Source organism: Tardisphaera saccharovorans, assembly GCF_046635845.1.
GTDB lineage: Archaea > Thermoproteota > Thermoprotei_A > Marsarchaeales > UBA168 > UBA168.
Genome location: NZ_JAQQXN010000002.1, coordinates 220,372 through 245,290, shown reverse-complemented (window position 1 = coordinate 245,290; position 24,919 = coordinate 220,372). Strand labels below are relative to the sequence as shown.

29 protein-coding genes, 2 tRNA genes and 1 pseudogene are annotated in these 24,919 nt (G+C 49.6%); 15 read left to right on the top strand and 17 right to left on the bottom strand.

Annotated features, from left to right (window positions below; genetic code table 11):
* Positions 1-72: 72 nt before the first annotated feature.
* A complete protein-coding gene (locus PRZ02_RS04730) occupies positions 73-798 on the top strand; it encodes a HesA/MoeB/ThiF family protein (protein ID WP_449464685.1) in 726 nt (241 codons plus the stop codon).
* 1 nt (position 799) lies between these two features.
* Entirely contained in the window at positions 800-1,450 is a 651-nt protein-coding gene (locus PRZ02_RS04725; RefSeq protein WP_449464684.1) for an endonuclease III domain-containing protein, read from the top strand.
* On the opposite strand, the gene PRZ02_RS04720 is transcribed toward PRZ02_RS04725, so the two are convergent.
* The gene (locus tag PRZ02_RS04720) at positions 1,392-1,952 is read right to left on the bottom strand and encodes a uracil-DNA glycosylase (RefSeq protein ID WP_449464683.1); all 561 of its coding nucleotides are present in this window, start codon (positions 1,950-1,952) and stop codon (positions 1,392-1,394) included. The genes PRZ02_RS04725 and PRZ02_RS04720 overlap by 59 nt on opposite strands.
* A gap of 371 nt (positions 1,953-2,323) precedes the next feature.
* Here PRZ02_RS04720 and upp point away from each other — a divergent pair, with 371 nt between their 5' ends.
* Complete coding sequence (gene upp / locus PRZ02_RS04715; RefSeq protein ID WP_449464682.1) at positions 2,324-2,980, top strand: uracil phosphoribosyltransferase; 657 nt, start codon at positions 2,324-2,326, stop codon at positions 2,978-2,980.
* 36 nt (positions 2,981-3,016) lie between these two features.
* Positions 3,017-3,090 (top strand) — tRNA-Val (locus PRZ02_RS04710).
* Positions 3,091-3,139: 49 nt separating this feature from the next.
* Here the strand turns inward: PRZ02_RS04710 and PRZ02_RS04705 are convergent.
* Together PRZ02_RS04705 and PRZ02_RS04700 are read right to left on the bottom strand one after the other, a co-directional pair.
* Positions 3,140-3,223: transfer RNA gene (locus PRZ02_RS04705), tRNA-Gly, on the bottom strand.
* Positions 3,224-3,676: 453 nt separating this feature from the next.
* A complete protein-coding gene (locus PRZ02_RS04700; RefSeq protein ID WP_449464681.1) occupies positions 3,677-3,967 on the bottom strand; it encodes a zinc ribbon domain-containing protein in 291 nt (96 codons plus the stop codon).
* 45 nt (positions 3,968-4,012) lie between these two features.
* Between PRZ02_RS04700 and PRZ02_RS04695 the strand changes: the two genes are divergently transcribed.
* Genes PRZ02_RS04695 through PRZ02_RS04675 form a run of 5 tightly spaced genes read left to right on the top strand, consistent with a single transcriptional unit; the run spans position 4,013 to position 6,525 of the window.
* Positions 4,013-4,345 (top strand): hypothetical protein, encoded by a 333-nt coding sequence (locus PRZ02_RS04695; protein ID WP_449464680.1) that lies wholly within the window; start codon positions 4,013-4,015, stop codon positions 4,343-4,345.
* Positions 4,320-5,186, top strand: a complete 867-nt coding sequence (locus PRZ02_RS04690; protein ID WP_449464679.1) for a translation initiation factor IF-6 — start codon at positions 4,320-4,322, stop codon at positions 5,184-5,186. Before PRZ02_RS04695 ends, PRZ02_RS04690 begins: the two co-directional genes overlap by 26 nt.
* On the top strand, positions 5,071-5,379 hold the full coding sequence (gene rpl18a / locus PRZ02_RS04685) for a 50S ribosomal protein L18Ae (protein WP_449464678.1): 309 nt from the start codon (positions 5,071-5,073) through the stop codon (positions 5,377-5,379). The genes PRZ02_RS04690 and rpl18a overlap by 116 nt, the downstream gene beginning before the upstream one ends.
* Positions 5,312-5,737, top strand: coding sequence for a prefoldin subunit alpha (pfdA, locus tag PRZ02_RS04680; RefSeq protein ID WP_449464677.1), 426 nt, complete (start codon positions 5,312-5,314; stop codon positions 5,735-5,737). The genes rpl18a and pfdA overlap by 68 nt, the downstream gene beginning before the upstream one ends.
* A complete protein-coding gene (locus tag PRZ02_RS04675) occupies positions 5,719-6,525 on the top strand; it encodes a signal recognition particle-docking protein FtsY (protein WP_449464676.1) in 807 nt (268 codons plus the stop codon). Before pfdA ends, PRZ02_RS04675 begins: the two co-directional genes overlap by 19 nt.
* Here the strand turns inward: PRZ02_RS04675 and PRZ02_RS04670 are convergent.
* From PRZ02_RS04670 to PRZ02_RS04660, 3 genes are read right to left on the bottom strand one after another with little or no spacing between them, the layout of a single operon-like run.
* On the bottom strand, positions 6,494-7,729 hold the full coding sequence (locus PRZ02_RS04670; RefSeq protein WP_449464675.1) for an MFS transporter: 1,236 nt from the start codon (positions 7,727-7,729) through the stop codon (positions 6,494-6,496). The genes PRZ02_RS04675 and PRZ02_RS04670 overlap by 32 nt on opposite strands.
* A gap of 33 nt (positions 7,730-7,762) precedes the next feature.
* Complete coding sequence (locus PRZ02_RS04665; RefSeq protein WP_449464674.1) at positions 7,763-8,290, bottom strand: nicotinamide-nucleotide adenylyltransferase; 528 nt, start codon at positions 8,288-8,290, stop codon at positions 7,763-7,765.
* Positions 8,277-9,035, bottom strand: a complete 759-nt coding sequence (locus PRZ02_RS04660) for an SAM hydrolase/SAM-dependent halogenase family protein (protein WP_449464673.1) — start codon at positions 9,033-9,035, stop codon at positions 8,277-8,279. Before PRZ02_RS04660 ends, PRZ02_RS04665 begins: the two co-directional genes overlap by 14 nt.
* Positions 9,036-9,128: 93 nt before the next feature.
* On the opposite strand from PRZ02_RS04660, the gene PRZ02_RS04655 reads away from it, so the two are divergent.
* The 3 genes and pseudogenes from PRZ02_RS04655 to PRZ02_RS04645 all read left to right on the top strand — a co-directional run.
* Entirely contained in the window at positions 9,129-10,541 is a 1,413-nt protein-coding gene (locus PRZ02_RS04655; RefSeq protein ID WP_449464672.1) for an aminoacyl--tRNA ligase-related protein, read from the top strand.
* A 34-nt stretch (positions 10,542-10,575) separates the two neighbouring features.
* A complete protein-coding gene (rpiA, locus tag PRZ02_RS04650; RefSeq protein ID WP_449464671.1) occupies positions 10,576-11,262 on the top strand; it encodes a ribose-5-phosphate isomerase RpiA in 687 nt (228 codons plus the stop codon).
* Between the two features lie 65 nt (positions 11,263-11,327).
* Positions 11,328-12,524 (top strand): annotated as a pseudogene (locus PRZ02_RS04645) (HD domain-containing protein); the annotation flags it as partial.
* Between the two features lie 29 nt (positions 12,525-12,553).
* Here PRZ02_RS04645 and PRZ02_RS04640 read toward each other — a convergent pair.
* Both PRZ02_RS04640 and PRZ02_RS04635 read right to left on the bottom strand, forming a co-directional pair.
* Positions 12,554-14,137 (bottom strand): aconitase X, encoded by a 1,584-nt coding sequence (locus PRZ02_RS04640; protein WP_449464670.1) that lies wholly within the window; start codon positions 14,135-14,137, stop codon positions 12,554-12,556.
* A complete protein-coding gene (locus PRZ02_RS04635) occupies positions 14,134-15,387 on the bottom strand; it encodes a UbiD family decarboxylase (protein WP_449464669.1) in 1,254 nt (417 codons plus the stop codon). The genes PRZ02_RS04640 and PRZ02_RS04635 overlap by 4 nt, the downstream gene beginning before the upstream one ends.
* Before the next feature lie 124 nt (positions 15,388-15,511).
* Between PRZ02_RS04635 and PRZ02_RS04630 the strand changes: the two genes are divergently transcribed.
* The 3 genes from PRZ02_RS04630 to PRZ02_RS04620 all read left to right on the top strand — a co-directional run bounded on the left by PRZ02_RS04630 (position 15,512) and on the right by PRZ02_RS04620 (position 17,291).
* Positions 15,512-16,117 (top strand): hypothetical protein, encoded by a 606-nt coding sequence (locus PRZ02_RS04630; RefSeq protein ID WP_449464668.1) that lies wholly within the window; start codon positions 15,512-15,514, stop codon positions 16,115-16,117.
* A 236-nt stretch (positions 16,118-16,353) separates the two neighbouring features.
* Positions 16,354-16,848, top strand: a complete 495-nt coding sequence (locus PRZ02_RS04625) for a CDP-2,3-bis-(O-geranylgeranyl)-sn-glycerol synthase (RefSeq protein ID WP_449464667.1) — start codon at positions 16,354-16,356, stop codon at positions 16,846-16,848.
* A 50-nt stretch (positions 16,849-16,898) separates the two neighbouring features.
* Positions 16,899-17,291, top strand: a complete 393-nt coding sequence (locus PRZ02_RS04620; RefSeq protein WP_449464666.1) for a hypothetical protein — start codon at positions 16,899-16,901, stop codon at positions 17,289-17,291.
* Here PRZ02_RS04620 and PRZ02_RS04615 read toward each other — a convergent pair.
* From PRZ02_RS04615 to PRZ02_RS04575, 9 genes are all read right to left on the bottom strand, one after another.
* Positions 17,265-18,194, bottom strand: coding sequence for an NAD+ synthase (locus PRZ02_RS04615; protein WP_449464665.1), 930 nt, complete (start codon positions 18,192-18,194; stop codon positions 17,265-17,267). The genes PRZ02_RS04620 and PRZ02_RS04615 overlap by 27 nt on opposite strands.
* A complete protein-coding gene (locus PRZ02_RS04610; RefSeq protein WP_449464664.1) occupies positions 18,191-19,078 on the bottom strand; it encodes a nitrilase-related carbon-nitrogen hydrolase in 888 nt (295 codons plus the stop codon). The genes PRZ02_RS04615 and PRZ02_RS04610 overlap by 4 nt, the downstream gene beginning before the upstream one ends.
* Positions 19,079-19,115: 37 nt before the next feature.
* On the bottom strand, positions 19,116-19,802 hold the full coding sequence (locus PRZ02_RS04605; protein WP_449464663.1) for an ERCC4 domain-containing protein: 687 nt from the start codon (positions 19,800-19,802) through the stop codon (positions 19,116-19,118).
* Between the two features lie 54 nt (positions 19,803-19,856).
* Complete coding sequence (locus PRZ02_RS04600) at positions 19,857-20,531, bottom strand: hypothetical protein (RefSeq protein WP_449464662.1); 675 nt, start codon at positions 20,529-20,531, stop codon at positions 19,857-19,859.
* Positions 20,532-20,562: 31 nt separating this feature from the next.
* Positions 20,563-23,034, bottom strand: coding sequence for an STT3 domain-containing protein (locus tag PRZ02_RS04595; protein ID WP_449464661.1), 2,472 nt, complete (start codon positions 23,032-23,034; stop codon positions 20,563-20,565).
* 134 nt (positions 23,035-23,168) lie between these two features.
* Positions 23,169-23,789, bottom strand: a complete 621-nt coding sequence (locus PRZ02_RS04590) for an exosome complex RNA-binding protein Csl4 (RefSeq protein ID WP_449464660.1) — start codon at positions 23,787-23,789, stop codon at positions 23,169-23,171.
* Positions 23,786-23,986, bottom strand: coding sequence for a 30S ribosomal protein S27e (locus PRZ02_RS04585; RefSeq protein WP_449464659.1), 201 nt, complete (start codon positions 23,984-23,986; stop codon positions 23,786-23,788). Before PRZ02_RS04585 ends, PRZ02_RS04590 begins: the two co-directional genes overlap by 4 nt.
* Before the next feature lies 1 nt (position 23,987).
* Entirely contained in the window at positions 23,988-24,245 is a 258-nt protein-coding gene (locus tag PRZ02_RS04580) for a 50S ribosomal protein L44e (RefSeq protein WP_449464658.1), read from the bottom strand.
* On the bottom strand, positions 24,205-24,660 hold the full coding sequence (locus PRZ02_RS04575; RefSeq protein WP_449464657.1) for a hypothetical protein: 456 nt from the start codon (positions 24,658-24,660) through the stop codon (positions 24,205-24,207). The genes PRZ02_RS04580 and PRZ02_RS04575 overlap by 41 nt, the downstream gene beginning before the upstream one ends.
* Between the last annotated feature and the right edge of the window lie 259 nt (positions 24,661-24,919).

Here is a 24,919-nt window from a genome sequence, read left to right as displayed (position 1 = left end):
GGTATTACCTAATTTCCGCACGCACTCAACTTCTTAGGGATAAAGACATAAGCGCTAACGCGCAGATTACTCATGTACTATGGGCCTGATCTACTGCGCTTCGACAGACAACTCCTTGTCATCGGGAGAGAGGCACAGCTTAAGCTCAGGGATTCCAGAGTCGCGATTGTGGGCATGGGTGGACTGGGATCCAACGTGGCCATGCAGCTTGCCGCCATGGGCGTTGGCCACCTAACGCTCGTGGACTTCGACGAGGTTGAACTGACGAACATAAACAGGCAACCCCTTTACGATGAAAGTGATGTGAAAAAACCCAAAGCCATAGCAGCTTCTCAAAAACTAATGAAGATCAACTCTAAAATCGAGGTCGTCCCAATTGTTGGGCGCTTTGAGCAAAACACATACCGCATAGAAAACGTCGACGTGATAGTTGATGGACTAGATTCGATAAGTGCTCGTTTATTACTTAACGCTTTTGCGGTGAAACTCAAAATACCCTACGTTTTTGCGTCGGTCGAGGGATACTACGGCAACGTTTCAACAATCCTACCTGGGAAGACGGCGTGCCTAAGATGTTTCATGAAGTCAGGAAGGGGCGATGAGAAAGCCTGCGCCCACGGGATATATCCTCCAGCCGTCTTCATGGCCTCTACAATCGAGAGCTCGGAGACCATATCCATTATAGTTAATGGGACCTCGCCGCTTGCAGGTAAGCTCCTCGTATTTGATGCTTCCTCATACGTTTTCGATGTGACAAACCTCAAGAGAAATCCAAGCTGTCCCGTTTGTGGTGATTAGGATGGACCCGCTCGAAGTAATCAGAAGAATGTACCCTTGGCAGGGCCCTCCAGTTGCAAGGGACCCTCTTTTTGGCCTAATAGGGATTGTCTTGAGCCAACACACCAATGACAAAAACGCTTGGACCGCAGAAATGAATCTCGAGCGGCTTTACGGCAGTGCTGCTGATCTTGCAAAGGCCAGCGTGACCGACATTGCCAACGCGATAAGGCAAGCTGGCATGCAACATGAAAAAGCAGTCATAATACGCGAGCTTGCATCCCGTGAACTTCTGGATGGATTGATCTCCAGATCTCTGAGTATGCCTTGGAAAAAAGCAAGGGATAACCTAAGGGCCATAAAAGGAGTAGGTACAAAGACAGCCGACGTTTTCTGCATGATTTACCTAAATGCCCCAGTACTGCCCATTGATGTTCACGTGAAAAGAGTAAGCCAAAGGCTTGGACTAACTAAGTCAAGAAATTATGACGAAATACAAGCGGACCTACATAAGCTGGTTCCTGAAGACAAAAGAAAGGCAACGCATCTTTCGATGATAAGGTTTGGACGCGAGGTTTGCAAGGCAAGGGAACCAAGGTGCCGTGAATGTCCCCTTAACTCCGTATGCCTTTGGTACTTATCAACTGCAAAATCGCAAGCAGGTCTTCCGTAAAGGAAGACCGTAGAGCAGGGTTCCTCAGCATGGCAGCTGGGTGAAACGTAACCATTGTAGGTACGCCCTGAACCGCGAACTCCCGCTTCCTAAGAGAAACCACAGAGCGCTTCCCAAGAAGAGCGTAAGCGGCGCTGTTCCCCATCAATAGAATGGCTAGGGGCCGAACCAACCTGATTTCCTCCAACAAATATGGCCTGCAAGCTGCGATTTCTTTGGGATGTGGCCTTCTGTTGCCGGGAGGACGGCACTTAACCACGTTCGTTATGTAAACGCTCTCTCTTGAAAGACCAACTGCTGACAAACAGCTTTCAAGCAACTTGCCAGCCCTGCCCACAAAAGGCCTGCCCTGCATGTCTTCATCTTTTCCAGGAGCCTCGCCGATAAGCATCAATCCGCTGATTGCACCTTCTCCTGGAACGGCTTTTGTTCTGGTCTGCCAAAGTGGGCACAACTTGCATGTCTCGATGTTGTACCTGATTTCTCCTAAACTACCATACATAATCGGAGGTATCACGCTCTATTTAAGTGAAGACCCTTGATGGACGAACTGGTCGCTTCCAGCAACGGCGACGGATTAGCTATTTTAAATCAGCAAGAACAGGCAATTTCGGCAAGTTGGAAAATCCATCTTCGAGGGTAAGCATTCCGCCGTAACGCGTTCCTTACGGAGACCAACTCGGAGAACAAGGTAAAAAATCGGCATCAACTTCTAGCGAAAAACCCGATCAGGATCCTAGAAGCTATTACGCGAACGGAAGAGGATTGCAGCCTGACCGCGAAGTTATCGCATTGGTAACAGTGTAATTCAAACTTACGAAACTCAGGCTTACGAAATTTTTTTTAGCTACCCCAAGTTCTTACCGGTACATAGTGACGAAATTCATAGACGGCGTCACGGTTCTGGACAACCCATTTCTGCAAAAGCTTTTAACGGAACTTCGTGACAAGAACACCAACCAGGAAAGCTTCAGACAACAGTTAAGAAGGATAGGTGTGTTTATGGGTTATGAGCTTTGTCGGTTTCTTGAAACGCGCGACGTAGAAGTCGAAACCCCCATGCGGGTCAAGGCTAAGGGGGTTGACATACCTGAGCTCAAAAATACCGTTTTGATCTCGGTACTAAGGGCATCGTTGCCAATGACTGACGGTCTGCTTGAGGTATTTTCGTCGGCAAAGGTTGGCTTCGTGGTCGCCAAGAGGCGCGAGGCCGACGCGGGGCCATCAACGATAGACACCGAAATTTATTACGTCAACGTCCCCAGTACCGATAACAAGCTCGTGATATTGGCGGACCCGATGCTGGCCACTGGCTCCACGATCAAGCGCGTACTACCCAGAGTGCTGGAAAAAGGTAAGCCCTCAAAGGTTGTCATCATGACGCTTATAGCGTCGGAATATGGCCTGTCAGCCATAAGGAGGGAATTTCCCGACGCTCAACTCTTCACCGCAGCCGTGGACCCATCCCTCGATCAAAATGGATTTATAATACCTGGACTGGGAGACGCGGGGGATAGGTCGTTTAGCTGAAGCGATAAGGTTAAAGAGCCCTTGCCAAGAATTCTTGGGCCGATCGTCTAGTCTGGTAGGACGCTGCCTTGACATGGCAGAGGTCAGGAGTTCAAGTCTCCTTCGGCCCACTAAACTTCTATGCAGTTACCACTGCAATATTAATTGCAAAAATCGGTATGCGGCCGCCGGGATTTGAACCCGGGTCAGTGCCGCTCTGCTGATTTGGCAGGGCACCGTCCTACCAGGCTAGACTACGACCGCCTACCACTTTTCTTTCTGCACTACCTTAAGATTTTATCGGTGCATGTGATCTCTTTTACCCATATTACTGAAGACGTCGTCGGTTAGAGCGGAAAATAAAATGATGCAGTTCAATACAAAAAGTGTTTTAGAAATACCCCCGAAAGCAGAAGGCACTGGCAACGCGCGATCGCGATTTAAACGCGGCCCAGCGACTTAACGAGAGGTGTGAGTTGGGGGCAAGTAAACAGAAATGAGAGACAAAAGCGCACTACACTACCCGAAACTCCAAAGTCCGGCCCGAAAGAGCGGGGTAGGTCGCAGATAATTAGCATCAAAGTACCCTGAGGTTCTTTAATTCGCGCTTTCACGAGAAAGCCTTCACGCGAAATTGAAACAACGCCGACCGTATGCATATGCAGGAATCGCGCGCGCCAAGCTGACATCCTCTCATCTCTTAAGGAATTGAGGCTCCTAGTTCAACGACGCGTAGCTGATTCCTTCCCGCTGAAGGTATTCCGCCAGAGGCGTCTCCGCAGGCGTGGATTCGGGCGTGCCCCGACCTACCTTGATAAAGTCCATGTTTAAGATGCTGATGGCGGCGTTCAGGCCGTGGTCCATGGTAAGCCCGCAGGCATCGCAGCGAAATACGCGGTCGGAAAGAGCTAGGTCGTGCTTCACGCTACCGCTCCTGGAGCGCGCTTTGGAGGAAGCATCGAACCTTCCTATCTTCACCAGCTTGGCTTTCCGCCGTACAAGCTGCACACCCCGCAAAAGATAAAGCTTAATCTACACGACATTAAATATAGTATGCCTGAGCAAAAAGAATACGTGATATCGCTTAAGTCGACCAAGTTCAAGCGCGGTAAAAAGAGGGCACCGCACGCGATCAGGATACTTCAAGAAGCCATAAGGAGAAGGATAAAAGAGGGAGAAGTCAAGCTTGATCCAGATTTGAACTCTTTTGTATGGAGCAAAGGCATTAGAAATTTCCCAAAAAAAGTAGAGGTAATCGCGGAAAGAGAGAAGGGCGATGAACCATGGATCGTGAAGCTCAAAACTCAAAGGGCCGAAGCCCCAAAAGATAAGGAAGAGGCAAAAGGAAAAGGGGCTTCAGGTGAGTCTATTGCACAGGGCAATTAGCACGGTAGGAGTTACAAGAGGTCGTTTGATGGGAAGCAATTGGGTTGGCGTTAAGGTTTTTGCCAACGATAAGGTTGCTCTCGTATCCCCTTCATTCGACGAAAAGTCTTTGAGTCTCGTGAAGAGCGCCCTTGGGGTTGAAACGCTTCCAGTGGACGTAATATCTTCAGAGCTTCATGGCGTTATGATAGCTGGCAATAACAAAGGTGTGCTTTTTCCTTGGAACGTCGATGATGATGATCTGTTAGAAGTAAAAAAAAGTTATGATCTTAACGTAGGGCAGCTCCAAACCAACTACACCGCCCTTGGAAACCTAATATTGGCAAACTCGTTTTTCGCCCTTGTATACGAGGGCTTCGACCGCGAAACCGTGAGACAGATATCTGATGTCCTTGGCGTAGAGGTTGAAAGGGGGCGCATAGGGCAGTACACAACAGTTGGCTCGTTGGCGGTAGTAACTGACAGAGGGTTGGCACTCCCTCCCTCAGTATCCGATGAGGAAGCCAAGGAACTAGAACAAAAGTTCAAGGTAAGAGGTGACACGGCAACAGTTAACATTGGGTTCAACTACTTAAGGCTTGGACTAGTAGCTAACTCCTTTGGAGCGCTGGCAGGTGAAGCGAGCACAGGACCTGAACTGGTAAGCATAGAACGCGCCTTGGCGCTAAACCAACAACGAGGCTTGCCGAGCTTAGGCTTAAGTCTTAGCAGCCGATTCATCACAAATGAGCTCCGAGCAACAACCTCGCATTTACGAGGTAAAAGGAAAAGTGGCAGATGGGTTTTACGGCCATGTTTTCGTAAAATACGTGGTGGCAACCAACGAAAAACGTGCCACTGACAGAGTTATGTCCGAGGTAGGAAGCAAACACCATGTCAAACGGGGAGAAATAAGAATAGAAAGCATAAAGGAAGTTAAAGATCCAGATAAGATCGATGATCCCATAATAAAGCAGATGATGCAACTTGAGCGAAGAAAGAGAAGAGTTTCAAAATCTAAGCGATCAGTACGTGTATCTGGAATCCGTGCTTAAGGCCTTAAGCGACCAAGAGAGACTAATAGCCGCCTACCTTCAGGAAACCGAGGGAGCGCTGGCAGCGCTTAAGTCTTTAAATGGTGGCTTTCTGGCAAACCTAGGAGCAGGCGTTTTCGTTCAGGCGGCAACAGCAGATCAAAAGGTATTCGTCTCCCTTGGTCAATCGGTCTTTGCAGAAAGGCCCAAGGAGGAAGTCGTGACGTATCTGGAGAAAAGGCGCGATGAGTTGCAGAAGAGCATTCAGGCCACGCAGATAAGGGAAAGGCAAACGGTTGGGGCCATGCAGTCCATGGAGCCGAGATTGAGGGAACTTGCCAGCAAGCTAGGTCTCGCGCGATGGTTTTTGAGGGAATAAAGAAAGCTTTTGCGAAGCTCAGGGAGCACAAAGACGATGAGGCAAGACAACTCCTGCTAGAGGCCGGAGTCGCGCTCGAGGTCGTCGAGCAGATCCAGCTCGAAGCTAAAGATAGAGAACTTTCGGATGTAATTTACGAGAGGCTGAAGCTCCTTGAGTCGCCGGATCTGGAAGCCATGATAAACCAAGGGAGGAGCTGGCCTTACGTCATGGTATTCTTCGGCGTAAATGGCGTCGGAAAGACGACGGCGGTGGCTAAGGTATGCAAGCTGCTCGTTTTAAAGGGTTTTAAGCCGACGCTGGTCCCTGCTGATACGTACAGGGCAGGAGCCATCGAACAGCTAACAGCGCACGCAACGAAGCTGGGAGTGCCATTCGTTCAGTCCAGATATGGAGCTGACCCGGCTTCCATAGCATATGAGGCAAAAAAAACGAACATGGGTAAAGAGAATAGCGTTGTCCTTATAGATACCGCGGGAAGGGTAGAGATGGATAAAAACCTCATGGACCAGATGAAGAAGATAGTCAGGGTCGCGCAGCCCAACTTAAAAGTGCTCGTAGTTGACGCCTTAACTGGAAACGCCGTCATAAGGCAGGTCGAAGGATATGATCAAGCGGTCGGCGTTGATGCGTTTATAGTAACCAAGGTCGACGCCGATAATAAGGGCGGGGTTTTCCTATCGTTATCAAAGTACAAGAGACCGGTGCTCTTCGTGTCAAATGGGCAAGATTACGACTCACTACAGCCGTTCAGAGCTAAAGAGTGGATCGGCGCTTATCTTCAATGAGCCTTGAAGGCTCTTTCATCTTAAAGAACAAAAAGTTTACGGAAAACCTACCTATAGCAAATATGAGCAGCACGTATCTCAGCCCCATCACCAAACCAAGGTGAGACATGAAAATGTCGGCTAGCGAGCCCCCTATGAGAGCGCCTATACCAGTACCGATCCCCATGAGCGAGTTGTACACGCCGAAGTACTCTCCCCTCATGTCATTAGGTGAGACATCTAGCATGTAAGCGAAGCTCGCAACCATGAGAAGGCCGTTAAACGCGCCTCCAACGACGTTCCCCAGGTAAAGATACGTAACACTTGTCGCAAAGGCATAGAAAAGGGGAAACGTCGCAAGTCCGAACTTCCCAGCCAGTATGAACGGTTTCCTCCCAACCCTATCCACAAGGTTGCCCGCTATCCTCTGAACGGAAAGAACAAAGAGGCCGTTTATAACGGATATCAGCGCGACCTGAATCATGTTAGCCTTAACTACGTCCACTATAACAAAGGGAAATACCCCCCAAGGCAGCGATTGTATTATCATTGAGGCAAAGGAGATCTCCGCGAACTTTCTGAAGGTGGGGTTCTCCCTAAGCGGCTTAATTAGCTCAGAAGGTCTTGCGCTCACCTTACGCCTTGTCGGTTTTTCTCTTATCTTTAATATGACCAAGTTACCAACAAAACCAGTTATTGCGGCCAGCAAAAACGGAAACAGATACATGAGGGTTAGACTCTTGTCGTCAACCATCATTATGTATCCCGATATCAGCGTCGCAACTAGAGAGCCCAGCGATGAGAATATGTTAAGCGAGGCCGAAATCCTTCCCCTCCTCATGGGAGGGGCCAGATCCCCGATAAGCGCTGAAAGCGCGGGCGTAACCATAGAATTCATAAATGATTGAAGCGCAACAAGTAGCAGAAGAAACTGCGCCTGTTTGGTGCCTATTGCCAGAAGCCATATGAATGACGTACTTAACCCTCCGATAACTATGAAGGGCACCTTTCTGCCGACCGCATCGGTGACCGCGCCCCACATAAACTGGAAGAAGTTCGATATGAAGTTAGTGAGGGAGGAAAGCAGCCCCAGCATGAAGGCCGATGCGTTCAATTGCACCATCAATATGCTTACGAAGGGCGACGCAAAGCCGTTGCTGAAAGCTGTAACTATCTGCCTTATGTATAGGATCCTCAGCGGCTCGGAAATTTTCTTTTTTTCCAACAAGGGGGCAGCGTCACCTTCATGTTTCAAAAGCTATTGCTGAGATAGATCAGCAGATGACCCAATTAAGTCTGACCTATGCCGATTTATTATGCTTATGACCGCTCTCGGGACAAGGCCCTCCCATTTCTGATCGCTTCTTATGAGCTGTCTGACCTTGGTTCCCGATATCTCGCCCCTGTTGTACCACGGTGGGACCACGACCTTCATCCCCCTGGCTTTAAATATCCTTCTAACCCATCCGTTCCCCGAGAATACGACTTCTATGTCTGGAACGTGCTGAATTATGTAGTTAAACCACTTCTCGTCATCCATGAAGTCGGGAATCCTAAGGAACTCGATTACCTTCAGGTCAAGACCCGCGTCCTTTAGGCTTTCCCTTATCATGGCCTCCCTCGTATCAGCGTCAAATGGGTTTCTTACCGTACCGCTCTCCTGAGCGCTCCCTATGCCTATGACGAGCCTCTCGCAGAGAGATGATGCGTACTCGACGGCTTTCAGATGACCTAAGTGAAACGGCTGAAACCTACCAATGATTATCCCTTTTCTATATTTTTTCAATCGTAACCACCGAACCTATTTTTGCTCCAAAGCGCTTTTCTGCGCTGCCCTTTCCTATGGATATCTCTATTAAGCCATACCCTCCTGGAACAAGAAGCACACCCTCCTTCGAGTAGTTTTTGGAAAGCACCGCTTCGGCCTCCTGGCCGTTAAGCCTAATTTTAGCTTTCCCAATACGGAAAGCATCTGACCATATGTTGGTTATAATGTTTCCAAAAACATCTACGTAGAGGACCTTTGCTTCGCATGAGCCCCTGCACGACCTTATGAAGCTCCAGCCACGCAAGGGGGATACGCGACTTACGAGAAAGCCATCCACGGGAATGCCGCTGGCAAGCCTCGCTGCCACCCGCGCCATTACATCCCGTCCCTGAAAAGTGTAGCTACTACTGAATTTCGACGTGTCAACAGCCTTGATGAACGTCGCTTTCCTTTCTTTAAGTATGGGGTAAAATAGGCCGTTGTCAGGTCCCACAAGACGTTTTCCCTCAACCTCAGCGAACAAAATCCTCCTTCTGGTTCCAACCCCAGGATCGACCACGCCCAGAAAAACCGTTCCGGGCGGGAAATAATTGAAGGCAAAGTAAAGCGAAAACGCTCCCTCCCATATAGAGAAAGGCGTAATGCCATGAGTTATATCAACGATCTCTGCTTCAGGCGCCTCTTGTTTTATAACTCCCTTAAGGGCGCCGACGTAGTAATCCCTATAACCGAAATCCGTGAGAAGTGCTATCAGCTGAGCCATGAAGTTAACCTCAGTTCACAATATTTAGCTTTACCGTCGAGACAAACAACTCAGTTGATAAAGAAATCTTATAACTCACTGCTCCCAGAAGGTGTGAGCCCCTTGAACAAGGCTTACTACTTTATAGACGAGGCAGGAAACGCCAAGGCATTCGGCCTTGAGGACACGGATGTGATAGAGGGATTTAAGGACAGGCCAGACTACTACAAATACTTCGTAAGTGAGGAAATGAAGAACGCAGCACATCAAACTCCTCCTCACATAAGTGCTCTCACAAAACTCCAGCTGGCAAGCCTCGAGCCAGCAAGTGATGTTGGCAACTACAGGTACTATCCCTTTGGCGCTATGATAAAGGGCCTTCTAGAGGACTACATAAGAGACGTCGTGCTAAGGGAGTTTGGCGCGTATGAGATAGTCACGCCAATACTTTACGACTATTCGCTTCCCGACATACACGAACAGGCAAAGGAGTTTAGACAAAAGGACTATCACCTCAGGGTCGGCAACAGGACTTTCTTGCTTAGGTTTGCCAGCGACTTCGGCCTGTTCAGAATGATGAAAGATGCCTCCATTAGGGAAGACGCCCTGCCCGTAAGGATGTACGAGATATCAAATAGCTTCAGGCTGGAGCGCAGAAGCGAGTGCGTTGGTATGAGAAGGTTAAGGAGCTTTACCATGCCGGACGTTCACTCATTCTGTAAAGACCATGAGCAGGGAAAAGAGGAGTTCAGGTACCTTACCAAGAAATATCACGAGCTTTTAAGTAACCTTGGCTTGCCCTACGCTCTCGTAGCAAGGGTCACAAAGCCCTTCGAAAAGGAGGGTATAGAGTTCATGTCATCGATAGCTTCTGAGCTAAAGAGACCCGTCATAGCTGAGGTAATACCAGCCATGAAGTACTACTGGGAAATAAAGGACGAGTTTCAGTTCATAGACTCGACGGGTAATAACCTTCAGCTGTCAACGGTTCAGCTTGACGTAAAGAACAGCGAAAGGTACGGACTCACATACGCCAAGAGGGATGGAACCAGAGGTAATTACGTCATAGTACACTCAAGCCTAGGCGCCATAGAGAGGCTATTCTCGTCGATGATAGAGCAGGCCTTTAAGTCCAATAAGCTGCCGATGTTACCTCTTTGGCTTAGCCCGATACAGGTTAGGGTAATCCCCGTATCACAGGAGAACTACGACAGGGCAACTGAAGTGGCGGTAAAGCTCCGCGAGAAGGGTTTTAGGGCATACGTGGATGACTCTGAATCCTCGTTCAACAAGAAGATAAGAGAAGCTGCCACTCACTGGACCCCTTACACGATCGTAATAGGTAAAAAAGAGCAAGAGCAGAACGTGCTCAGCGTTACGATAAGGTCGCTGTCATCGCTTGAACGTGCCTTCGTCAAGACCATGAAGCTGGAAGACCTCATAAGCGCGCTGGAAGAAGAGAGCCGGGGCTTTCCCAAGCGGCAGGCGGAAGGACCAGTTAGGCTTTCCTTGGTGCCCAAATTCTGAAAGCGTTTTTATTCAAGGGTACGTGTAACTTATAATGCCAGCCGAAAGCGAGAAGGAGGCTGCAGCGTCTGAGGCCTCAAAATTAATTCACGACCACATGATACTCGGTTTGGGCTCAGGATCCACCGTAGAAGTCCTGATCAACAAATTCCTTCCTCGCTTTAAGCTGAAGATAATAGCGGCGTCTAGGGCAACCCAGCTGGCACTTCAAGCGAAGGGAATAGATTGCCTGTTCCTCGATTCTCCTGAAAATCCGGAACTCACCATCGATGGTGCTGATCGCGTAGACCGTAACCTAAACCTCATTAAGGGTGGAGGGGCAGCGCTCCTAGGCGAAAGGGTTCTGGCAGAGAGGTCATCGAGATACGTGATAATAGCTGATAGCTCAAAGCTAACTAACCGCTTAGGCTCGGATTTCCCAGTCCCGGTAGAGGTGGAGCCCATAGCCTATCACAACTTGGCATCTGAACTTGACTCAATGGCTATAAAGTGGAGGCTCAGGTCCTGCAACTGCAAGAACGGTCCTGCCGTCACCGATAACGGAAACTGGATAGTCGACGTCGATGCCTCATCATTCGATAGGGGTGCAAGCGACCTCTATTACATTTTGAGGACGCTGACGGGCGTTGTTGAAGTCGGCCTTTTCATCGGCATCGCTGATGAGGCATTAATAGGAACAACCCAAGGCGTCATAAGGCTAACGCGTAACGCGAGCAAATAGCTAAAAGACGGGACATCGAGCTGTTCCACGTCCATAAGCGTTAAAGCATCCCTTTGACATCAATTATGCAGTATGAAATAAGGGACCCAATATATGGCTACGTTACATTTGATGACGATGATAAGAAGTTAATAGACACACCCGAGGTCCAAAGACTTCACAGAATACTTCAGCTAGCGGCCGCTTACGTGGCTTATCCAGGCGCAACTCACACGAGATTCGAGCACTCGATAGGGGTAATGCACGTCGCCACCATGATGGCAGAAGCACTGAAAAACGATGGGCTTACCCCAGACGACGCGAAAAAGATCAGGTTCTCGGGCCTCTTGCATGATTTAGGGCACGGTCCCTTTTCTCACTCCTTCGAGTACGCGCTGAAGAGGAAGAAGAATCTGAACCACGAGGAAATAACCGCTGAGCTCGTAAAGGGAACCGAAATAGCGGACATCCTAAATGCGCTCGGCTTTAAACCTGAAGAAATAGCAGATGTAGTGCAAGGTCATGACCAGTTGCTCAGCGCGTTTGTGGCAGGTCAGATCGACGCTGACAAAATAGATTTTCTATTGAGGGATTCGCTGCACGCCGGCGTTGATTATGGGAGGTTTGATTGGCAAAGGCTAATAAGGTCTTTTTACGTGCAAGAAAAAAACGTTTACGTGAGCACAAACTCGCTTTACGCGCTTGAATCTTTCTTGATAGCTCGCTTCCAGATGTTTAGAGCGGTCTACTATCACAAAACCGTGCGCGCGGCCGACCTCATGTTGGAAAGGGCGATCTTTGAGCTTTGGGATTCGCTCGACATGGACTCCTTCGACCCTAAGAAGAACCCTGAGCGCTACTTAGAGCTTGACGACTACACCGCCTACTCGAAACTAAAGTCAGCGGCCCAGGGAAAGCCGAACTCAACTGGCTCAAGGCTTTTCTTTGGGTTGGCAAGGCGCGACCTCCTCAAGATGGCGTACGAAAAGCGCATAATGGGCGGCAAGGAGGCAATAATAAGCAGACCCCAAGATATGGAGGCCGAGATATGTCAGGAATCAGGGCTCGATGAGGGTAGTGTTTTCGTTGACACCCCCTATCTCACGGTGATCCCCCTTTCAGCTTCAAACCGTATAGAGATCGATGTATGGGACGAGGGCTCTGCCCATCCCGAGCCCCTTTCCAACTTATCGAACATAAGCAAGTCACTGATGGGATACTATGAACCTCTGCGCGTTTACACGTTCAAGGAACACAGAGAGATCGTAAATAAGGTATCCAGCAGGATCCTAGGAGAGGGATCGGAGCTGCACTACCGATCAGTAACTTCAATTGTCCCATCGGCAACCCTGACCATAGATCCAGCCTTAATCTCAAGCGGATCAGGGTTTACCCTGTGCACTAACGGGATTCCAGCCAAAACGCAACCGATTATCGTCACCGTGTCAGCTTCTCTCATGATTATGGCAGCTGGTGAAGTGCCCATCTTCTTCATCGCGTATATGATATAGGATCCAACGGTGCTGCCCTTTCCCGTGGGATACACCAACACTTTACCCTTCACCGATTCTCCCTTCAACTCGCTTTCTTCATCAATTACAATGCCAGTTGAGGGATTAATGCCTCCTAGAAACGATAAAGGTTTATAAGAGACAATGGCTTCCCCAGAGGCAGTGCCCGCAACTACGGCCTTTCCAATGTACGTGGTCAATCGCTTTCCCTCCAGTTCCCCGCTCGCAAGCATAAACGAGGCAACGGTAGGCTCCAGGGTTGGTCTAATGCTCTTTGATTGAGGCATGTAAAATGAAGATTTAACGGAGTCCGTCATAACGCCTCCAGAGAAAGAGGGAGCTGGTGAAAATACGGGGCAGGTATCGCGGAACACCTTTACGCCTTTTTCCCTGAGCGAATTAACCGCCTGAAACCCAGCTTGATCTGAAATTGCGTGACGCGAAGTGTAGATGAAAATATCACCCTTTACCTTCTTAACGTCACTTAGTAATCTAGCAATGTAGACCAGCTCCTCAACGCCGTATTGAGGGCAGCCAAGAAAGAAGGCCTTTGGCGTCTCTCCGCTAACCGCCTTATCTAGAGCTTCCCTTGATTGCTCTTCAAGCTCTCTTCCATCGATGGTAACTTCCTCCAGTTTTGGAGGTTCCTTAGAGGCCTCGGGCGATAGGTAGGGCGCAAGGAACATGTCGGTGGGACCAAAGGTCGCCAGAGCCGCAGAAAGGGCCTTCAGCTCTCCTTTGGTCGCAATCCGGCCAAGACCGTATATATAAGGCACCTTTGCCTTCTCTCCAAGCTCGGCTATCTTCTTCCCAAGCAAACCCCATTCAAGAGGACCCCTTGGGATAGGTTGCTCGACCTTTATGAGCACGGTCGGTTTCCTGTTTTCATCCAAGTGCATGCCGTAGTTTGGCGTTAGCCCTGTTATTCCCGAAAAAAGGGCCGATGGACCGCCTTCCCTATTACTCCTTAAGCCTAGCACCGAGTTTCCATATACGACCGCCGATGATTCTGCCCAAGCAACGTGATCACCAGGCTTGAGCTTTGATGACCACTGGCCTTCGTAAGGAAACGTACATGAATAAGTGGGAGCTATGCCCATTTTTTCCAACGCAGCATTTACCCTCGCTTGCTTGGCAGCAAAGTCCTCGCTTATGCCTTGTTCCCTCCACAATTCCCTGTCCATTCCGCATGGGTTTGAGCTAGTTGGAACCCTGACTCTTTCGCCAGTAGCGGCCAGATCCTCCAAAAACTCAAGCCCATAATCTCCCAAATTCATGTATGATATCCCCGAGACGTGCGCATTGACCACGCTTATCATCCCGCGCGCTTCCTTGGCCTCGGAAAGCGCTCTGAGAACCCCCGAGGCAAGCTCATAAGCCTTCAAGACACGTCAGCTCTCTTAAACCTGTCCCGTTCCCTTATAGGAGCTGTGGCATCCACCCCGACTTTTGCCGTCTCACCATCAGCTCCAGCAGAGGGATCAAGCGTCGATCCAGATGCTGATGGGATAACAACCAATCCCCTATCAGCGCGAAATCTTGTCGCTAAGGCCCACTCAAGCGACGCGGGGTCTCTCACGTCGACGTCTTCGTCTACTACTATTACGTGCTTAAGGCTTGGATGCGCCCCAAAGGCGGCCATTATGACGTTCTTAGGATCTCCGTCCCTTTGCTTCGATATGGAGATGGCCGCATGAACCCATGTTCCCCCTCCTGGAGTTAAGTAAACGTCATTGACCTCGGGCACAACGTTTTCGACCGCTTCCCTTATCTTTGCCTCCTTTGGAAGACCCATCAGCATCTGGTGCTCCACTCCGCCTGGCCATATCACGTGAAAAAGCGCTTCTTTCCTGTGATAGGCCTTCTCCACGGTAAACACGGGTTGCGCCCTCACGGTGTCAAACGTACGCAGTACATCAAAGAACGGGCCCTCTGGTGCCAATTCCTCCGGGTCTATGTATCCTTCAAGCAATATCTCCGAGTCTGCGGGATACGGTATACCATGCTCAGGGCTCCTCTTGTAAGCAATAGATCCTCCAGATAAGGAATTAGCAACTTCTAACTCGAAAACACCAAAAGGAGGGGATGATGATGAGGCTATCAAGAACTCTAGGGGACCTCCAATCACCACGGCCACGTCTAACTTCTCTCTTCTCTGCCTGGCTTCTTCAAGCATTCTGTAAAGGTGCCTCGGCACCACCCTTACGGCGAACTTGTCGTTGCCTAGGTAAAGCATCCTGTGAAACGAAGAGTTAAGTCTCTTTCCATCGCTGGCTATGAAAACGCCGGCGGTCACGTAACGCTTTCCCTGAAAGTCCGGCACATTAAGGAACGACACGCCGTTCTCAGAAACCTCCTCGCTAGCCGATTGAGCGGCCTCATGCAAGGGGCTTGGGTTCCTGATGGCCCAAGTCACCTTATGATGAAGGTCCATCACACTTCTGAGGTTCAAGAGCTCGATAAGCTCCTCCCTACTTATTATCGCGTTTCCAACGCGTCTGACCTCGCCCTCGCCCCTTTCCAAAACGCATCTCTGCCCATCGTACCGCTTCAGATCAGAGATAAAGCTATCCTGATCGACCTCAACCAACTCACCTTTTGAGCGAAGCCAGGCTAATACTTGCCTAAACTCCAATTTGGTAAACGCCAGTTGCCACAAAAAAGCTTATTGCTAAACCCATCAAACACGACGCCCCTTCTTAAGCTCAGGCAGCAGCCGGCTTCTCGCAAGGGTTAAAATCGACCATCTTCAGAACTAGATGGCTCGCCTTATTGACGTTATCCCGATGAATGGATGCACGCTGATTTATGGAACCGGTGGGACGGGAAAAACGACCATAGGGCTGGAGGCCTCTGTGGCTAAAGCAATAAGTGGCAAGACGGTAGTTTACACGTTTTCAGCACCGTATTCTTTTATAAGCAGAGGGATTGAAATAGCCCGCGGTTTCGGGGAAAATGAAATCCCCAAGAACGTCATATTTATAAAGGCAGAAACTCTGGATGAGCTCCGCGAGGTAGCCATGTTATTTTTATCGAAACCGCCCGACTACTTCGTGGTTGATACCGCCACCTCTGGGTACCGCGCTTCCATATCACTTGGCAAAAGAGGCATGGAGACCGGAAGGGTACTAACAGAAATAATCGGCTTGATGATTTCGTCGAGCCCCAGCGATGGAGCAATATTGATAGCTGACGCACAAACCAAGCCCACTGGCGAAGAACGCCCATCAGCTGAGGCCTCCTTGAAATTCTGGTGCGATAACCGCGTTCACGTTATGAAGCTACCTGATGGGACTAGAAAAGCAACGCTAAACGATAGGGAGGTATATTTCAAGATAACCGGTACCGGCACGGAGGTCGTGTGAACTACCACGTCATAGTAGGGACTTTGGGACTTCAAATAGCGCGGCCGCCTTAACCTCCCTTAGGGTTGCGCAGCCGAGCCACACCTCTCGTTAAGTCACTGGACCGCGTTTAAATCGCGATCGAGCGCTGCCGAGGTGCCCTCGGCTTTCGGGATGTTCCTTGAAATATCAATATGCTGATCTATATCTATACCCTTTTTATCTCCCTGTCCTAATGGATGGGGTCTTTCGTGGCGATGAACCCGTTATACGTGGCTTTTGCACTTGCAATACCAATGTATGCGGCAAACGGCTCGCCCGTACTAATAAAGGGTAAAAGGCCAATTGATTTTGGGTACAACGCGCGCGACGGACACAGGATCTTCGGTGATGGCAAGACCTGGGAGGGCTTCTTGGGTGGGGTTGCAATTGGAACGCTTGCCGGGTCCCTAGAAGCGACCCTGTGGCCCGAGCTCATGCAAGTAGCCCTCGCCTTCTTCATGGCCTTCGGTGCGCTCTTCGGTGACCTAGTAGCGGCTTTCATAAAGAGGAGGATGGGACTAAAGAGAGGGGAACCCGCGCCCGGTCTAGATCAGCTCGACTTTGTGGCGGGCGGTCTCGCGCTAGCGTGGCTCACGGGCCATTACTTCAGCGCTGAAGTCATAATAATCGTGGTCATAATCACACCCTTCCTACACCTTATGACCAACTACTTAGCTCATCTGTTTGGGCTGAAGTCGGTACCATGGTAGGTTGGCAGTTAAGCTCCAAAAAGGTTTTTAACCATAGCCATAAAGATCTCATGAGCATAAGGGATAAGCTGCGGAGTGCCATAGAATACCTGTATTCTCCAGATAATTCTGATAACTTTTGGAATGCGGCGACCATAATAGCCATACTTGCAATAGCCTTCCTGATAGGAGGCGGAATATACGTCCTTTATTATGGCTACCCGTTCGTCATATATACCAGCACCGGACAGATATACTATATATATCCCGGCAGCATTCAAGTTGGGGCCGAGGTAATAATAATAGCGGTGCTTCTCATGATGGGCGCAGCAGGATTTTACTTGGTCTACAGGGCCACGACGACCGTGGAGGACCCAGAGCTTTACCAACAGATGCTTTACATCGGCGTCGTGCTCGTGTTCATATCGTTCATAGCGCTATTCGCGTTTGCCGCTGCAAAATAAGCTAATTAAGGCCCGTTTCTTAATGACCCTTCGCTCTATGGGCATGCGCCAATCCATGTTGATCGTCGCCCCTCCGATCTTTCCTATGGGTGGCGCCTTTCTCTTATGATCCGACTTAACGATCATCATCGAGTAACGATTCACAGTCTCAACGGGCAAAGAAAGGATCTTTGCTATCTTCTCTTCGGGGTACCGTTGGTCGACGCGATAGTAGAGAAGCCTATCCAAAACCTCGTATGGTAGCCCAAGCTCGGATTGAGCGCTCTTGCCTTTTATGAGTTGAGGAGATGGAGGTTTAAGCCAAACCCTCTTTGGCAGGCCTACCTTTGACGCCATATATCTCACTTGCGATTTATACAGGTCGCCTATGGGCATGAAATCTGCCCCACTATCTCCATATTTAGTGGTATATCCAAGCAGGAGCTCGGACTTATCGCTAGTGCCCAATACCTGAGCCCGCCCAATCAAGTTAGCTTCGGCATATAACAAGATCATCCTTATGCGTGCCTTGACGTTAGCCAGCGCCAAGGAGTTGGCGCGAAGCTCGTTGATCGCCTGCGAAAAAGCCTCGACGAGCGGCGATATCTCCTTAATTATCAGCTTAACTCCCAGGAGGCCGGCCACCGCTTTTGCGTCCTCTTCGTCATAATCCGGGGTAACACCGGCTTCCGGCAAGAACATCGCAATTACGTTTTCCAATCCCACGGACTTCACTGCCAGATAAAGGCTGAGGGAACTGTCAACACCTCCTGAAAGCCCGATCACTATCTTGTCGGCTCCCGTGTTCTTTAGGTGCCACCTTATCTCGTTAACTATATCGTCGTGAGCCTCCCTCCAATCGAAGCTCAGCTCAGGCGGCAGAGGGTACTCCTCGCCTTCGGGCGGTCTTCCTTCTGCGGTCAACTTTGGTAACTCCTCCTCATTTCGGCGAAGGCGCTTTCGTAATCCTCTATCACCTCCGCCCTTTCCTCCTTTAGCATCGGGTTTATCTCCCTGTACTTTCTCTCCCTGTAAAGGTCCACATCTCCGATTACGAGAGCCTCTTCCCTCAAAGGGGCTGATACCACGGTATTGCCTTCAAAGTCTATTATTTCGCTTCCCCCCCAGAAATTGACCATGTCTTGGCTTCCGGCTTGATTTACAAACACAACGTAAGACGTGTTCTCGATAGCCCTTGCAACAAGCAGCGAGTGGGTCATCTTTGGTTTCTGCAAAGTCTTCGGCGAACTTGCTATGGCAAAAATTACTTGGGCACCCCTCAAAGCAGCTATTCTAACTGTAAGGGGCTGCCAATAATCCTCACATATGACGATCGCGCCCTTGAAGCTTCCCGCCTTCGAGTCCAGCTCATAGACCGGAACGCCTGACCCAGGAGTGAACCACCGGCTTTCCTCGAACATTCCATATGTCGGAAGATAGAGCTTTCTGTAAGAACTCACCTTCCTGCCTTGCCATGTCCCTTTCACCACCTCGCCATTCCTAAGGATCATGGCCGAGTTGTACAGGATTCCCATTTCGTCTTCCTCTACCAATCCAAGCACAACGCTTATACCGTTGGCAACGTCGGCCAGTGCCTTGAGGCCAGAGTTCAGCTTTTCAGCAACGTCAAAAAATATGCCCTGCGATAGGTAACCGGCCGTTGCAAGCTCTGGGAAAACAACTACGTCGGCCCCAGCGGCCATTGCTTTCTCCGTATAGGCCCTTATCTTTTCGAAGTTTCCCTTCACATCACCCATCTTTGGGCCTATCTGTGCCAGCGCTACCCTTACTGTCTCAGCTACAGCCATATGGATAGCTCAATCCGGCATAAAAACCTGAGCGCGCTCAAACTTCCAACAACTTCTTTTGCTCCGACGACCAACCCTCAAAGGGGGCATCAAGCAGGGAGGATATGGTGGACGCCTTTGTCTTTCCAATTCCATCAACCGCCATGAGCTCACTTTCAGATGCCTTCATAACAGAACGAACCGAACCAAAGTGCCTAAGCAACCTCTCTGCCAGCTCCGTTCCAACGCTGGGCAACCCCTGTACCACGTAAAGCTGCTTTTCTCTCAAAGATAACACCCTAGGCTTTTGCCTGATCTGCAGCTTCACCTCACGCCTCTCCCATCTCCTCTTAGCGAGCACAACCAGGAAGTTGGCCGTCTGTTCTTTGCTGGGTGTGAAGAAGGGGATAACCCGTTTTTCCATGTAAAGGGCGACTAGAGCTCCCCAAAATGCCCTTGGATTCTCTCTCCAAATGACTTCTTCTCCAAAATTTCCTTCCACGATCAAAAGCGCGTTAGGGTACGCTGAGCTAAGCCTCGAGCACTGATCGAGAAGCCTACCATCAAAAAGGGAGCGCACGAAGTCGCTGGCCGTTTTCCTCTCAACTGCGGTCTCGCTATCTATTACGTAATCTCCTACGCTTAGCTGCCTTTTCTCTACGCCGATCCCCGCCCCATGCAATAAATCGGCGATTTCCTCTGGCTCCCTCGTGTCTATGACTATCTTCTGGACGACCTCTTCCATAACTCTACGATCCCACCAAACTTTTATCTATTAGCGTTCAACAGTAGACGTCCCTTAGCGCGAAAAGAGGCCTAAATGCTTCATATAAAGTGAACAGCTTATGAGCGATACGACTGCATTAGCTGTAAGCTTGAGCTGTCCAAGCGAATAAATGTGACCCAACGCTAGAGTTTTCTTAGGCATTTCACCCTCCTGAAACGCCCCTACGATATACGCAGCCCCCTCGGCAGGGATAGATGAAACGTCCAGGAAAGACCCCTCGGACTCCATGACGTATACCTCATAACCTAACTCCTTAAGATAGTCTCCCAGATCCCTGTGCTCTATCCATATGAGCGGGTCGCCACCAAGAGGCGCTCTGCCATGCACCAAAACCTGCTCCATAAGCCCCTTGAACTGGTCGTAATTTCTCGGAAGCCTGACGTCGGGTCTAAAAAACATAAGACCTCCCTCACCTCTCAACTCCACGACGACATCCAGCAGGCCAAGCAGATGGGCAGGCGAGTCGATCACGTCTAAAAGGCATTGATGAACTATGTCGGGCCTTCCTCTCGACTCCTTGCCCACCAGCTTCTCCATATCCCATCCATGAAGCGACACGTCTAGAAGCATCTCACCTGGGTTTTTGTGTCTTTTTCTGGCGCTTGCACTCACCTGCTTTCCACCCCAAAGTTCCCTTGGAATTAGCTCTAGCGATGCGTTTGATAACACCAAAAGGTTCTTTCCCATAATTGCTCACTAAAAAAAGCAAGGTTAGCTTTCAAGCTATATCTACTAATGGAGCCTGTTCTAAGGGCAAGTTGCTGAGTGGCGGCGCAGGGTTCAGCTTATACACCACGACCAAGACAAAACCGCCTTCTTTTGGCTGAAGCGCTGCGTAAACGAGCTGGAACTTAGTTAGCGGGGCGTAGTTCTGGAGGTTGCTGTAAAGCACCGCGTATTGGGCCAGTTGCGATGAGGAGGAGGCATAGCTCTCCATAAGCGATGCTATGTAACCATAATTCATGTAATATGGTACGAATTGGTTAGGATATATAAAGGGATCCATAAGCATTTGGTATAAGAAAGTGTTATAATAAGGTACTTCCGTGGGCTTCGTCCAATAGATGCCGTTGTACTTTTGATTATTGGCTATCCACTCGGATGCCGTGGTACTGCTTTCGTTGGCCTTGCTCGCGATCTGGCTTATGGCAGTGGCATTTATTATTTTGGTCTGGTAAACCACGTCGTTCTTCATGAAGAAGACGAGGGCACCGTCGGAGAGGTTGGCAACTGCCTGATTTCCGTAGTTCGTTACGTATGGATTACCCATCGGGATCTCAAAATCGTAGCCGAAATTAGAGGCTATCTGCACGTAAGTACTATTCAAGTACAGCGACATCTTGCTGTTGTTCCAACCCGCTATGGTCATCATCGCCGTGCTTTTTCCTATGTCGCCAATCCCTATGGGGAGAAGGGTGCCAGGATATATCTGGCCATTATATGTCCAAAATCCAAACGCCTCGGTAGCAACCACATATTGCGCGCCAAGTTTGTAAAGTATGTCATAAGCCTCGGTCTGGTTACCCAAAAACGCGTCCGCAACCTGTCTTATCCTAGCTGTGCTTATTGTAGCACCGTCGTTAAGCGTCGTCTTACCAGCTACCACGTTTAGCCAGTAGCCGTAATCCCACCAAGACGCAACCACCGCGTTCTGGGGAGTGTTCGTCTTGAGCCATTCCAATGCCTGAAGCCAACTGGTATCCAGCGATGCGGTGCCAAGCCCTGTATCGATCATCGGTGGAAGCGAGGCATCGTAATAGGCTGGCTTAACGGAGTAAAAGGCTGCTCCAGCGATCACAAGCCCCAACACGACCGTGGCCCCAAATCCCCTGTTGTTAATCGCCGACGAATGCATGCTGTTAGCAAGCAAGCGCTCTAGGGCGTAACCGCTTGCTATGACAGCCGGAATTGCAAGAAGTTGATCCAACCTCACCATCGATGCTTCCGCATATATACCCATCAAAACCAGCAAAGCCAGCAGGAGGTTAAGGTCGGTTCTGCTCTTCAGCAAAAGATATATAGCAAACGGTATTAATGGCAACATGAACAAGTAATCTTGATAAAAAGCGGTCCAACTGCTGAGTTCTTGCTCACCCACGGTCGTCTCAATTCCAGAAGCCGCAAACGGATTTATTACAGTTGCAAGCCTACCAGATGGAAATATATGAGAAAGTGCCGGGACTTCCGCTCCCACAAACATTATAACGAAACTGACCACTATAACGGCCAGCGTCCCAACGGACAAGATATGAAGTCTCTCCTTCTGGGACCTTCCCCATAACGTGTAAATAGATACCAGTAAAACGGCCAGGACAGGCATGACTATTGCCGAAAAGCTACGAAGCCACGAGGCACCTTCGGGCAACAGCATAGCTGGAAGTACCGCCGAGGGCACAATGGTCGCAACCAGAACCTGTCCTTTAACATCGTCTATCCTTTCCAACAAAACCATGGCAACCGCAAATAGCGCTATGCCATTCATTATGTAAAGGTACCCACCCCAAACCGAGCCAGAAAAGCCTATGATGAGGCCGGCTATTAGGCCGTAAATGGGCTTGCCCTCCTTGTAGCTCTTTACGAAGAGCGTAAGCGCCACAACCCATAGGAAGAGATCTATTGGCTCTCCATCTATATGGCCAGCCATGCTTCTATTAATGAAAGCAGGCGCCAGCAACCCCAAAACGGCTGCCAGCAGCCCAACCTTTCTGTTAAACAGCACCTTGCCTAATGGGTAGAGCAAAACGACGGTCAATGCACCCAGAATGGCAGGCATATAGACTATGATCTGTCCGACGGACGGATACAGGTCAAAGAAACGAGCCACCCAATACGTAAATGCTGAGAAATACGCTATTCCGACCATGTAGTCGGACGTGACGTCTCTTCCAGGGAACCACGTCGTCGTATCGTTCCAGTATGGGTAATGAAGCGTGGGATATAACGAGTTAAAGAAAGACAAGGGGCCGTACTCAACTATCCTAAGCGTTACAAGGTAGTGAAAGAACGGGTCAAGCGTCGCGATAGCCCACGGAAAGCCTATGGGTATGCCGTTACTTTGCAAGTAAGCCAGAGGTTCCAGCCTTTCCGCGAGGCCTATGAAGAACACTAGGATTAGCAAGAGCACGTCCACAACTGGAGAACCAAGCACGCGCTTTAGCCCATAGCTCCAACTGCTGTAAGGTCCTTTCAAATTAATCATGATATATTCACGACTTAAAAACCTTAGCTCTCAAGAAAGTACAATAAACATGCACAAACGAATGAACTTCTAAGCTCCTTAACTATTTGCTGACCCCAACCTCTCCACATGAAGCGCGCAGCTTTCTAGCCACTAAATATGGAATGCAACTTCCTTCCGTAATCTACGGAGACCTTCCTGATTTCCCTGTGACCACAGGCATGACATTTGAGGACACCGTCATGATCCCACGTCAACGGGCCGCCGCACTTAGAACAGCTCGCCCTTACCACGCCAAGCTCAGATCCTTCCATTGACACCTGCAGCGGAACCCAATCAGTTATGAGCTTCACCACGACCACGTCTCCCGGTTTCACGAGCTCGGTGGCCGTCCTAGCACGCCTCACACCGCCTCTAGAGACGTGAAGCAACGCGGAAAATGGTGATGGCCTTTCAAGCTGGTCCTTTAAAAATATGGTCACCTGCGCGAAGTTTTTATGCACATCTGAGACTAACCCAACGTAACTAGCTCCTAAAACTAGCCTCTCGGATGCAGAAACCTTGAAGGGTTTAACGGAGACATAATGATCTATCTTATCATACTCCGGGAGACCAACCTTAGACGAGTAAACTCCGCCGTTATCCTCATAAGCCCCGCTCTTTGCCGAGAACTCCTCTATGGTAGATATGTAAAATCCCGGTACGAGGAGACCCTTAGCTAGGGATCTCTTCTTTTTAGCGCGCGGCATGGCGAAACCATACCTCAAGACGCGCTGCTTGGCTCCTTAACTATCTCCGCGAGTATCCTGGCCTTTCCACCAGTCGGTTCAGCTAATACTGCCCCGCAGACCTTGCACTTTATAACGCTACCCACGTGAGAATAGATCAGCGCTTCAGCCCCACAATCCCTGCACTTAACGCGGATGTAAGTCGAGGAAGGCTTCGGTAGTTCCTTAAGCTTCACTTCAGCGCGCCACCTCCGCCTTTCTCAATCTAATGCCTTTAGTCATCAAGACCATTCCGCACTTCGTGCACTCCAGCTTCAACGCCACCTTCTTCGTTGTCTTTGCAAACCTCTTCTGAACCGGCTTCCTTGATCCTCCGTAACCCTTAAGGCGCCTAGCGTGCCTTCTTTCTCCCTCTTTCAGCGGACTTCTCTTCCCAGCTTTATATATGCTGACCTTATGAGGGGTGTATGTCTTGCACTTCGGGCAATACTTCATGATCGTTGCCGGTATCTCCAATTTTAATTACTAGTTTCACCTTTCTCTGACTTATTAAGGATTGTGCAGTTTGTTCCTCCAGCGCTATTAAGCTTCCCGCGGCAAACTTCAGGCCGTTGGCTGCTAAATCGTCGAGCGCCTGAACTATCCAAACGCCGCGTCCAAAAAGAGAGTCCACCTCGCTCGAAAGCCTCAATTCGTCTTCCGTGAGCTCGCCTCCTGATCCCTGTACTATCTTCTCAACTCTCGTCTTCTCGATTTCAATTGCCAACTTGTTAAGTACCCTAGCGTAGTTCGAGTCGCTGCGCCTTAAGGACCGCTTTATGAGCTGAGCCTGCCTTTTGGAGAGCGGCAGGGCGCTATTTGACGAAAGCTCGGCCTCTAGTAACGACGCAAGCTCTGCCATGTCATCCATAATAAGCCCAGACTACTTCTTTTAATCCTATTGGGATTAGAGCTGAACACACCAATCTGCAAAAGGAGGGAACTAATAATCCGTTTTCCCTCGTTAAATGCAGTACAAAGTTCTTCGACAAGGTTTACTGATGCGGTACTTACGATTTAATCGGAATAAGGGTCCTGATGCAGTTATCAGCGTTCCGCGTAATGGGCATAATAGATGATAAGGCTAATCCGACCCGAGCTCACGATTGCGAAGATTGTAATCAGAGGTT